This window comes from Streptomyces sp. AMJ-169, assembly GCF_055597585.1.
This window is the reverse complement of sequence record NZ_JBVLTJ010000036.1, coordinates 1-3,823: the sequence shown is the minus strand read 5'-3', so window position 1 is coordinate 3,823 and position 3,823 is coordinate 1. Positions and strand designations below refer to the sequence as shown.

1 protein-coding gene is annotated in these 3,823 nt (G+C 69.5%); it reads right to left on the bottom strand.

What is annotated here, in order from left to right; all coding sequences use genetic code 11:
• Window positions 1-3,823: type I polyketide synthase (locus ACYUD3_RS38460; protein WP_470981151.1), on the bottom strand; the 3,823-nt coding region annotated here is incomplete at both ends.

Sequence of the window (3,823 nt, the reverse complement as noted above, 5' to 3'; positions counted from 1 at the left end):
CACCGGGCCGACGACCGGATCCGCAGACCCCACCGACACCGCACCCCGCGTCACACACCACACCCGCGCGGTGATCCCGGCATCACCCAACGCCTGGACCAACCCCACCGTCCCGGCCAGGCCCGCAGGTGTGGCCTCGAACCCCTCACCCGCCTCCTCGACCACACCCAACAGCGACACCACCCCAGCCAGCTCGGGAAGGTCCGCCAGCCGCGCGGCAAACACAGCACGACCGACGTCCCCCGCCACCTCCAACCGCACCACCCCGGCGCCCAATGCCCCGATCACCGAGGCAACCCACGCATCCTCACCCCACCCGACAGGCACCACCACGAGCCAGGTGCCCGGCAGAGCAGCCCCGGATGTCCCCGGCAGCAGCTTCCAGCTCTCCGCGAACCTCCACCCGTCCACTGCGGACCGGGCCCGCCGACGCTCACGCCACGCCGACAACGCCGGCACCACCTCAGCCAAAACCCCCTCACCAACACCCAACTCCGCCGACAACACCCCCGCATCCATATCCCGCACCACCGACCACAACTCATCATCCGCACCACCCACCACAGACTCCGACACCGGCTCCGGCCAGTACCGCTCACGCTGGAAGGCATACGTCGGCAGATCCACCGTCGTATCCCGGCCCACCAACACGGACCAGTCCACCGGAACACCGCTGGTGTGGAGAGTGGACAGGGCGGTCAGGGCGGTGTGGACCTCGGGCCGGTCGCGGCGCTGGGTGGCGAGGAAGACTCCGTCCACCGCGCCCGATCCCAGACCCGTCAGCACGCCGTCGGGACCGATTTCCACGAAATGTGTCACGCCTTCAGCGCTCAGCCCGGTCAGCATGTCGGCGAAACGGACGGGCTCGCGCACCTGCCGCACCCAGTACTCCGCACTGCACGCCTGCGCAGTGGTGACCGTCATGCCCACCGACGGAGCGTTGAACTCCACCCCGCCCAGTACCTCGGCGAACGAGTCGAGCATGGGGTCCATCAGGGGCGAGTGGAACGCATGGCTGACGCGCAGACGCCGCACCCTCCTACCCCGGTCACGCCAGAGCTCGCCCATCGCCTCAACCACTGCGGCGTCACCCGAGAGCACCACGGAACGGGCGGCATTGACCGCCGCGACCGTGGCCCGCTCACCCCAGCCGTCGACCTCGCCCGCCGCCGAGGCGATCTCGTCCTCGCTCGCCTCCACCGCCAGCATGACGCCCTCAGTCGGCAGGGCCTGCATCAACCCCGCCCGCGCCGCCACCACCCGGCACGCATCCCCCAACGACCACACACCCGCCACATACGCCGCCGACAACTCACCGATCGAATGCCCCACCACAAAATCCGGAGTGACACCCCACGACGACAGCAGCCGGAACAAAGCGACCTCGAACGCGAACAACGCCGGCTGCGCCCACCCCGTCCCCGTCAGCAGACCCTCATCCCCACCGAACACGACTTCCTGGAGCGACCCCGGGAGCAGACCCTCAAACCCGGCACACACCTCCCCGAACGCCTCCGCGAACACCGGGAACTCCTCAGCCAGCTCACGCCCCATCCCCAACCGCTGCGCACCCTGACCCGTGAACAAAAACGCCGTCCGACCAACCTGACCAGCCACACCGGACACCACACCGGCACCCGGCTCCCCGGCCGCCAACCCAGCCAGCCTGGAGATCAGTTCGTCCCGGTCGGTGCCCAGGACCACCGCCCGGTGCTCCAGACTCGCCCGGGTGGACACCAGGGCCGCGCCCACACCCACCGGGTCCAGTCCCGGATCGGCCTCTACGTGTGCTGCGAGACGCTGCGCCTGATCCCGCAACGCCGACTCCGACCTGGCCGACAGCACCCACGGCACCATCACCGGAGCAGTCGCCGGCCCAGGCTCCGCATCGGACACCAGGGCCTGTTCGAGAATCACGTGGGCGTTAGTGCCGCTGACTCCGAACGAGGACACCCCAGCCCGCCACGGCCGGTCGACCACCGGCCACTGTCGTTGTTCGGTCAGCAACTCCACGGCGCCGGCTGACCAGTCCACTTCCGGAGTCGGCTCATCCACGTGCAGGGTGCGAGGCAGCACACCCTGCTGCATCGCCAGCACCATCTTGATCACACCGGCGACACCGGCGGCGGCCTGCGTGTGACCGATGTTGGACTTCAGGGATCCGAGCCACAGCGGGCGATCCGTAGGACGATCCTGCCCATAGGTGGCCAGTAGAGCCTGGGCCTCGATGGGGTCGCCCAGCCGGGTGCCCGTGCCATGCGCCTCCACGACATCCACCTCAGCCGGGCTGACTCCGGCGCTGGCCAGTGCCTGCCGGATCACCCGCTGCTGCGACGGACCATTCGGCGCCGACAACCCGTTCGACGCACCGTCCTGATTCACCGCCGAACCCCGCACCACCGCCAACACCCGATGCCCATTGCGCCGGGCGTCTGACAACCGCTCCACCACCAATAGCCCCACACCCTCGGCCCACCCAGTGCCGTCAGCCGCCGAGGAGAACGCCTTGCAACGACCGTCGCCCGCCAACCCGCCCTGAATCGCGAACTCGGCAAAGCCCCGCGGTGTGGCCATCACCGTCACACCACCGGCCAGCGCCATCGAGCACTCGCCGGACCGCAGTGCCTGAGCCGCGAGATGCAACGCCACCAGCGACGACGAACACGCCGTGTCCACCGTGACCGCGGGCCCTTCCAACCCCAACGTGTAAGCGATCCGGCCCGACAGCACACTGCCCGCACCACCGGTCAGCACATAGCCTTCGGCATCACCCGAGACACCCCCCACAGCGTCATAGCCCGAACCGGCCCCGCCCACGAACACCCCGGTCTTGCTGCCCCGCAACACGTCCGGATCAATGCCGGCCCGTTCCAACGCCTCCCACGACGTCTCCAGCAACAACCGCTGCTGCGGATCCATCGCCAACGCCTCACGCGGCGAAATCCCGAAAAACCCCGCGTCGAACTCCGCCGCATCGTGAAGGAAACCGCCCACCTGGGCGTAACTGTCACCGGTCAGATCCCAGCCCCGATCACCAGGGAACTCACCCACCGCATCGACCGACGACACCACCACATCCCACAACTGCTCCGGCGACGACACCCCACCCGGGAACCGGCAGCCCATCCCTACGATGGCGATCGGCTCGTCCACCGCCAGCGCGGTCACCGGCGTCACTGACACGGCTTCGACCGCGCCCAGCAGCTCCGAACGAAGGTGGTCGGCCAGCGCAGCGGGGGTTGGGTAGTCGAAGACAAGGCTCGCGGGCAGTACGAGACCGGTGGCCGAACCCAGCTTGTTCCGCAACTCCACCGCGGTCAGCGAATCGAAACCGGCATCGCGGAAGGCCCGGCCGGGCGGGAGGGCGTCGGCGTTGTCGAAACCGAGGGTGACGGCCGCTTCCCGCCGGACCAGGTCCAGCAACACCCGCGCCCGCTCCTTCTCCCCCATGCCGGCCAGCCTGTGCCGCAACGCCGACTCCCCGGCAGACTGCGGCCGGGTCAATGCCTTGCGTGCCTCGGGGATGCCGGTGAGGAGAGGGCTCGGGCGCTCGACGGTGAAACTCGGCGCGAACCGTTCCCAGTCCGTGTCCGTCACCGTCAAAGTGACCGAGCCGTCGCCCACCGCCCGCTCCAGAGCCGCCATCGCCAGCTCCGGGGCCATCGGCAGCACACCACGACGCCGGTACGCCTCCAGGAACTCCGCACCCGCCGCGCCCATCCCGGGCCCCGCCCACAGACCCCAGGCCACCGACGTCGCGGCAAGCCCCGCACCGTGCCGGTACTGCGCCAGCCCGTCCAGGAAAGCATTCGCCGCCGCGTAG